General features: G+C 47.1%; 6 protein-coding genes. 5 read left to right on the top strand and 1 reads right to left on the bottom strand.

Annotated features, from left to right (window positions below):
- Window positions 1-236 precede the first annotated feature (236 nt).
- Window positions 237-782, bottom strand: a complete 546-nt coding sequence (gene orn, locus ABLA76_RS10115) for an oligoribonuclease (RefSeq protein ID WP_348987829.1) — start codon at window positions 780-782, stop codon at window positions 237-239.
- A 123-nt stretch (window positions 783-905) separates the two neighbouring features.
- Here orn and rsgA point away from each other — a divergent pair, with 123 nt between their 5' ends.
- From rsgA to tssI, 5 genes are all read left to right on the top strand, one after another.
- Window positions 906-1,964, top strand: coding sequence for a small ribosomal subunit biogenesis GTPase RsgA (gene rsgA, locus ABLA76_RS10110; protein ID WP_348987828.1), 1,059 nt, complete (start codon window positions 906-908; stop codon window positions 1,962-1,964).
- 94 nt (window positions 1,965-2,058) lie between these two features.
- Window positions 2,059-2,964, top strand: a complete 906-nt coding sequence (asd, locus tag ABLA76_RS10105) for an archaetidylserine decarboxylase (protein ID WP_348987827.1) — start codon at window positions 2,059-2,061, stop codon at window positions 2,962-2,964.
- 40 nt (window positions 2,965-3,004) lie between these two features.
- Entirely contained in the window at window positions 3,005-6,352 is a 3,348-nt protein-coding gene (mscM, locus tag ABLA76_RS10100; RefSeq protein ID WP_348987826.1) for a miniconductance mechanosensitive channel MscM, read from the top strand.
- Window positions 6,353-6,409: 57 nt separating this feature from the next.
- The gene (locus ABLA76_RS10095) at window positions 6,410-6,643 is read left to right on the top strand and encodes a hypothetical protein (protein WP_348987825.1); all 234 of its coding nucleotides are present in this window, start codon (window positions 6,410-6,412) and stop codon (window positions 6,641-6,643) included.
- Between the two features lie 161 nt (window positions 6,644-6,804).
- Window positions 6,805-8,659, top strand: a 1,855-nt coding sequence (tssI, locus tag ABLA76_RS10090; protein ID WP_348987824.1) for a type VI secretion system tip protein TssI/VgrG, incomplete at its 3' end; no start/stop codon positions are given.

The following is an 8,659-nucleotide window of genomic DNA, read 5'->3' as shown; positions in this document are numbered from 1 at the left end:
CCAACTGAGCTATTCCCGCATATATTCTGGCATGTCGTACAGTTGAAATTTTTCATCGGTACGGGGAGCGCATTATACGAAAAATTATGCCGCTGGCAAGTCCCACAACACAAAAAATTGTATTTTCCCTCCGATTGATGATTAAACCAGCAAACAATCCGCTTAACCATCAATACAGAGATTAATTTACATACAAATCTTATATCAAATACCGTTCTTTATTTTTAGATCACATTTTATTTTTGGATAAAGTGCTCACGGTAATACACCAATTCAGCAATGGATTCCCGAATATCATCCAAGGCCTGATGGGTATTTTTCTTACTGACCCCTGACAACATCTCAGGCTTCCAACGACGGGCCAATTCCTTAAGCGTACTGACATCCAAATAACGGTAGTGAAAATACTTTTCCAACTCTGGCATATAACGAAACAGGAAACGACGATCCTGCCCCACGCTATTGCCGCAAATGGGTGATTTTCCTGCCGGCACCCATTGTTCCAGAAAGGCAATAGTTGCTTTTTCAGCTTGCACATCATCAAACTGGCTCTGCTTTACACGTTCTACCAATCCACTCGCAGTATGCGTCCGTACATTCCATTCGTCCATCAATGCCAATTGCGCATCCGGCTGATGAACCGCAATCACAGGCCCTTCTGCAAGGATATTCAATTCCGAATCGGTGACAATAGTTGCCATTTCAATTATGCGATCGCGATCGGGATCTAACCCCGTCATCTCTAAATCTATCCAGATAAGATTGTTCTCACTTTTTGACATGATATATCCTAGTTTCCTTCAAAAGAGGTAGTCTGTATCTGTGAGGTATCATAACGGTTTTGATCACTCACAGCGATGATCAGCAAGATAGATGAAATATAAACAAAAAATAAGTGAGGTTCGGTGGCTAAAAGTAAACTCTCCAAAGGGCAACAACGCCGTGTGCAAGCCAATCATCAGCGCAAGCTGAATAAGGCCGATGCTCAAAAGTCAGAAATGGATGACAGCCAGTTTGGTGAGCCACAAGAAGGGCTGGTGATCAGCCGATTCGGGCAACATGCCGATATTGAAGCAGCAGATTCGTCTATACAGCGTTGCAATATCCGTAGAACAATACACTCATTGGTCACGGGTGATCGCGTTGTATGGCGCCCCACGCTGCAACTCCAGTCTGATGTCAAAGTGAATGGTATTGTAGAAGCGGTCCATGAACGTACTTCCGTTCTTACTCGTCCTGACTACTATGATGGCATCAAACCCATTGCATCAAATATCAACCAAATCGTGATAGTTTCCGCTATCTTGCCTGAACTCTCACTGAATATTATCGATCGCTATTTAGTCGCCTGTGAAACACTCAATATCGAGCCTCTGCTCGTACTCAATAAAATCGATCTGTTGGATGCCGAGAGCCGTGAGTGGGTTAACGATGTCATGAATATCTATCGCCATATCGGTTATCGCGTACTGGAAGTTTCCCGCTATACCGGCGAGGGTATCCCTGAACTCACCACGATGCTGACTAACAAAATCAGTATCTTTGCAGGCCAATCTGGCGTCGGGAAATCCAGCTTACTCAATACCCTGTTGCCCGACATGAAAGAAGATATTCTGGTCAATAATGTCTCAGATAACTCAGGTCTCGGGCAGCATACCACGACCACCGCACGTCTTTACCATTTCCCACTGGGGGGAGATGTGATCGACTCTCCAGGTGTCCGTGAGTTTGGCCTGTGGCACCTAACGCCAGAACAGGTTACACAAGGTTTTGTCGAATTCCGCGAATATCTGGGGGGGTGTAAGTTCCGTGATTGCAAACATCTGGACGATCCGGGATGTGCCCTAAGAGAAGCATTGGAACAAGGCACCATTGCTCAGGAACGCTTCGAAAATTACCACCGGATTCTGGAAAGCATGGTACAGGTTAAACCACGCCGAAATTTCACAAGCGCTCACAAATAAGGCAATAATTAACGATACCCTGACATTAAAAATAATGGCGGGTACAATAGCCGACTTTTGTCCAATTTGCCAAGAAGAGATCCAAGAGGTTGACGTGCTGGATAATTTTAAAATCAGTCTACAATATTTACTGCCAAAACAATGCATTACAAATCTGGCAGGTTGGTTTGCCAATAAAAAAGCGGGCTGGCTGACGCAGCTTGCAATCAAGGCTTTCGCTAAGGCCTATAAAGTGGATATGAATGAGGCAAAAAATCCTTCATTCACGGCTTATTCAACATTTAATGAATTTTTTGTCCGCCCTCTTAAGGAAGGCATTCGCCCTATCGCCAATGAAATCCACCAATTGGCTCTGCCAGCAGACGGCACCATAAGCCAGCTTGGGGCGATCCGCGAAGATCAGATTATTCAGGCTAAAGGCCACTATTACACGATAGAAGCATTGCTGGCAGGGCAGTATCAACTGGCTGAACAGTTCCGTCATGGTCAATTTATCACGACTTACTTATCACCAAGGGATTATCACCGTGTTCACATGCCATGTGATGGCGTGCTCAAGGAGATGATCTATGTCCCTGGTGATCTGTTCTCAGTCAATCCCTTGACGGCAGCCAATGTGCCAAACTTATTTGCACGTAATGAACGCGTCATCTGTTTATTTGAGACCGCGTTTGGTCCCATGGTGCAAATTCTGGTTGGTGCGACCATTGTTGGCAGTATTGAAACTGTCTGGAGTGGCTGTGTCACACCTCCGCGTGAAGGCATCATCAAGCGTTGGACCTACCCTACAGAAGGCCAAGAAGGCGTCATCTCCCTCAAAAAAGGCGAGGAAATGGGACGCTTCAAGCTGGGTTCAACCGTGATCAATCTGTTTGCTGCTAATCAGATTAATTTTGCCAACCACTTATACAGTGGTTCACAAACCCGTATGGGAGACATGATGGCGCAGACTGCCACATCAGAAGAACCCACAGTAAATAACGATGAATCAATGAATTAAAGATATCATCAACTAATTTATAACCAAGGAGCCCCTTATTGTGCGCCTGATTATCAGTCTACTTCTCAGCCTCTTAATTGCGAGCCAGGCTTTTGCTTCTGTGTCCCCGTTGGATGAAACCCAACTAAAACAAGAGCTGAAGCAGGTTGGAGGCAGTAAACGCTCACAAGATTCTGAAATCGCACATGCACTTCAAGGGGCAATAAATTGGGTTAATGATACAAAATCCGCCAATGAGCGTACTCAGAAGTACCGACAGGCAATTGATGAATTTCCTAAAATCATCAAAGATCTGCGCCAAAAAATCCTTGCTGAAAACAATGCTGCTACTACTTCCATTCCGGCCAATCAACCTATCAGCAATTTAGAACAGCAAATTATCCAGACCAATAATGAATTACAGGAACAAGGACACCAATTACAGCGCGAACAGGATAAACTCCGAGAAATCAGTGATTCCATGAGTCAATTGCCTCAACAACAGGCTGAGGCAAAGCGTTTGCTGGCTGAGGCAACTTCCCGGTTCCAGTCTCTGGATTCACCTTCCACGCCACTGGCCAAAGCGCAATTAGCGTTGGCGCAAGCAGAAGTCAATGCGCGTAGGGCTATGGCTGATGAACTGGAGATAGCTCAACTTTCTGTCAATAATCGTCAGGAGATTGCACGCATACGCGCAGAATTATACAAAAAACGCTATCAACGACTGGATCTTAAACTCCAACAATTACGCAGCCTGTTAAATACCCAACGCCAGCAGAAAACGGAATCTGCACTGGAGTATACAGAAATGCTGGCGGAGCAGAGTGGAGAAAAATTGCCAACGTTTTTGCAGGATGAACTCCAGCAAAACCGCCAATTATCGCAAATGCTCAATCAACAGGCCCTGAGAATGGAAGCCATTGGCTCAAAACAGCGCAAGGCCAATAGCGAAATTCTTTTTGTTCTCCAAACACTCAATACTATCCGTGAACAAGCACAATGGCTAAACGATTCCACTGCGCTTGGCGAAACCTTGAGGGCGAGAGTCACCCATATTCCCGATATGTCAAAATCCCAGCAAATTGACAGGGATATTGTCGAATTACGGGTCGAAAGACTGAAATATGAGGAAATGCTGGAAAACCTGCAACGGCCTCCTGAGCAAACATTGCCCTCATATCACACTCTGATGCCAGAGCAAAAGAAGGTCTACGAATCACTTATCCGCACCAAGAAAGAGCTATTAAATTCCCTGCTATCAGGATATGACAATGAGATACTGGAACAGACTCAATTCAAGGTCATCACCAACAAATTAAATGATGCCCTGAAAGAAGTTCAGGATGCTACCCACCGCTATTTGTTCTGGGTAGCGGATGTCAATCCTATATCGCTCAATTATCCATTGCAGGTGGTGCAGAATCTGACGCTTCTGTTATCTCTGGATACGTTCTCTCAGTTGGGTGCCGCTATCCACAGCATGTTGACTAAACAAGATACTCTGCTCTATTTGCTGGGGACTTTATTACTGGTCATTTTTAGTGTTAGCTCACACCGCCAGTATCATGCTTTTCTTGAGCGTTCGAGCAACCGCATCGGTAAAGTGACACAAGATCATTTCTCTTTGACTATGCGCACCGTTTTTTGGTCTGTTGTTGCGGCATTACCGTTACCAATGCTTTGGTCAGCCATTGGTTATGGATTGCAAAACGCATGGCAGTATCCGATGGCTACCGCAATAGGTAACGGTGTACGTGAAACCACTCCCGTTCTGTGGGTCTTTATGCTCAGTGCGGCCTTTGCCCATCCCAATGGCTTATTTATCGCCCACTTTCGCTGGCCGGAAGAACGTATCAAGCGAGCGATGCGTTTCTACCGTCTTTCCATTTTCCTGATCGTGCCCCTGATGATGGCATTGATCACTTTTAATCATTACAAAGACCAGGATTTTATCGCAACCCTCGGCAGGCTCTGTTTCATCATGCTCTGTATCTCGCTGAGTCTGGTAACCAGCAGCTTAAAACGCGCGGGTATTCCACTCTATATGGACAAACATGGTTCAGGCGAGAATATTGTCAGCTCTGTTCTATGGTGGATACTCCTCTCGGCCCCAATCTTAGCGGCACTCGCTTCAATCCTGGGTTATCTGCAAACCTCACAAGCGCTATTAGGTCGTCTGGAAACCTCTGTTGCTATCTGGTTTTTCCTGCTGGTCGTTTACCACATTGTACGTCGATGGATGCTGATCCAGCGCCGTAAGATAGCTTTTGAGCGGGCAAAACAACGTCGTGCGGAGATATTGGCCCAGCGAGCCAAAAGTGAGGAAGATGCTGGCAATATTAATAGCAGTGTAGAAGGAGCAATCGAAGTTGAAGAACCCGTCATCGATTTGGATGCCATCAGTGCCCAATCGTTAGGATTAGTACGTTCAATCCTGACAATGATAGCACTGGTTTCACTTATCCTATTGTGGTCTGAGTTACATTCAGCGTTCTCTTTTCTTGAAAATATCCGGCTTTGGGACGTGAGTACAACCATCAACGGTGTTGATAGCGTTCAGCCAATTACCCTGGGTTCCGTATTAATTGCAATCTTAGTTATTGTCATTACTACGCAGCTCGTCCGTAACTTACCAGCCCTGCTGGAACTCGCCCTGTTACAGCATTTAGTTCTGACACCGGGAACCGGTTATGCCATTACGACACTGACCAAATATAGCATTACCCTCATTGGTGGCCTGGTGGGTTTTTCACTGGTGGGTATTGAATGGTCAAAAATACAATGGCTGATTGCTGCAATGGGGGTTGGGCTGGGTTTTGGCTTACAGGAAATTTTCACCAATATTATTTCTGGCCTGATCATCTTATTTGAAAAACCGATCCGCATTGGTGATACCGTGACTATCCGTGGTCTGACAGGCAGTATCACGAAGATCAATACGCGGGCAACAACGCTGTCTGACTGGGACAAAAAAGAGATTATTGTTCCCAACAAGGCCTTTATTACAGAGCAATTCATCAACTGGTCACTGTCTGACACAATCACGCGTATCGTCCTGACAATCCCTGTGCCGGCTGATGTTGACTCCGCAAACGCCACCGACATATTAATATCTGCCGCCAAAAGTTCGCCCTTTATTCTCGATAACCCGATGCCGGAAGTGTATTTAGTGGATTTGCAACAAGGCATTCAGATTTATGAACTACGTGCCTATGCCGCAGAGATGGGGCATCGTATGCCTGCCCGTCATGAAGTGCATCAACATATTTTGCAGGAATTCCGCAAACATGATATCACCTTGCCATTCCCACCATTCCAGGCACGGGTTGATATTTTTGGACAAGAGATCCGCAGTGCTACAACTAACTTCACGGGCCGTAATCCCCCACGCAGGCCGGGAGAACTATAGCCTATGCCAATCTCACCACATGTCCAAACGCATACCTTTTCAAATTAGCGGATACCTATGCTTTCAGGCTACGGGCGTTTTCGTTCGCCACCCGAAGGCGATCCTGACAGGCGAGGGATCATTTTTGTAGAAAAAGACATTAACGGTCAGGCAGGAGAGAGCCAAACCATTAACGATTCCTGTCAGCCTGATTTTTGCCTGAATGACCGTGCATATTCTGATAATCCCCCTATATTCTGCCAAAACCCGCCCAAAATTGGATTTAATTCGTTAATTAATTTGATTGATTAATGTGTAGAATAAATGTGCTTTGCTGTTCAACTGCGCAGTTTATCTCGCTGAGATTCAGCCTAATACCGAAGCCTGATTGATAAAACATAAGTTAAATTCAATGAAAAACAACAAGGAATTGCTGTACCTGCAAGAACGTGCCTAAACGAGAAGGAATAAAAATGAAAAGTGGATTACGTTTTACCTGCCGTATCGCGGGTGTGCCGGAAGACACCTTTGCGGTCGGCGATTTTTCTTTGCAAGAGGGATTATCGGAACTGTTTACCCTCAACCTGACGCTGGTCAGGGCCGGTAACGCAAACCCGTTCAGGCCGCAGGCAGAAATAGATTTAACCGCGTTGCTGATGCAGGAAGCGGTGTTGCAGGTTTTTTATGGTGAAACGGTGCAGCGCAAAATCACCGGGATTGTCTCTCACGCTAATTGGGTGGGCACCGATGGTAACAAGACGCGCTATACCGTCACCGTCCGCCCTGCCTGCTGGCGGTTGATGCTCAATCAGGACAGCCGGATTTATCATCGGCAAAATGTCCCCGCCATCTTAAACAGCCTGCTGAAAAAACACCGGGTAAAAGCCGATTCAAAACTCTACGACACCCATCAGGACCGGGAATATGTGACCCAGAAGCGCGAATCCGATTATGATTTTTTCAGCCGGTTAGCGGCGGAAGAGGGATTCAGTTTCTGGTTTGAGGATGAAACGCTGTTTTTCAGTGACAGACATCTGGGCATGACCGCGGGCTTGCCGCTGCAATACCAGCCCCAGCCGGAAACCGCCCACGGAACAGACACTATCTATCAGGTGCAACTGGGCGTCGGGATGAGTCCACAGCGCAGCCTGCATAAAGATTTCAACCCGGAAAAACCGCGCTATCACCTCTCCCATATGCACAGCAGTGAAGGTTTCCGCGATTTCGGCAGCCAGACCCCTTACACCGTGTTTGAGAGTTACGGGCGGTTCCAGAAAGATGCGGCCGCCAAACCGTTTTTAAAATACCGACAGGAAGCGCTGGATAACCAGAAGCAAACCGGCAGTGGCCACAGTAACTGTATCAAACTGATGCCGGGTAAAATCTTCGAGATAAAAAATCACTCCCATAAGCCTCTGAATGTTCGCTGGCAGGTGGTCAGTATCAGCCACCACGGGCGCTGCCCGCAGGCACTGGGCGATAACAACGGTGACGGCACCACACTTTCCAACCATTTCCGTTTTATCGATGGCCTTGCCGACTACCGCCCGCCGTTCCACTACAAACCGTTAGCCGATGGGGATGAAACCGCCATCGTGGTCGGGCCGGAGGGCGAAGAAATCTTCGTCAATAAAGACGGGGCGATTAAAGTGCATTTCCACTGGAACCGCGATGACCCGCCGGATGATGGCGCTTCGTGCTGGGTACGGGTTGCTCAGGGCTGGAACGGTAACGGTTTTGGTTTTATGGCGATACCGCGTATCGGGCAGGAAGTGATTATCTCTTACCTCAACGGCGATATCGACCGACCGATTGTCACCGGTTGTGTCTACAACGGCCTGAACCGCCCGCCACTGGATTTACCGGCAGAAAAGACCCGCACCACGTTTAAAACCAAAACCCATAAAGGCAAAGGCTTTAACGAACTGCGTTTTGAAGATGCCAAAGGCAGTGAAGAAATCTATTTCCACGGCCAGAAAGATTTGACCGCCCAGATTGAAAATGATGTGCGCTGGCATATCAAACATGACCAGAAACAACGTATTGATAACAACCGTTACCACGATATCCGTGCCGATGACCATCATCAGGTCGCCGGTTCACGCAAAATCACCACCGAAGGCGATGTATCGCACCGGATTGCCGGTAGCCAGCATACCCAGACCGGGGATGCCACCGTGATTGACAGCGGACAGGAGATTCACCTGAAAAGCGGCGGCAAAGTGGTGCTGGAAGCGGCAGCAGAAATCACATTGAAAGTGGGCGGTAGTTTTCTGAAAGTCACGCCGGGCGGCATTCTCTGTAGACCGTCGTGTAGGGCAGGAGTGT

Source organism: Xenorhabdus sp. SGI240, assembly GCF_040081915.1.
Taxonomy (GTDB): Bacteria; Pseudomonadota; Gammaproteobacteria; order Enterobacterales; family Enterobacteriaceae; genus Xenorhabdus; species Xenorhabdus bakwenae.
The sequence above is the reverse complement of the archived record's forward strand: the minus strand, read 5'-3'. Positions and strand labels throughout refer to the sequence as shown.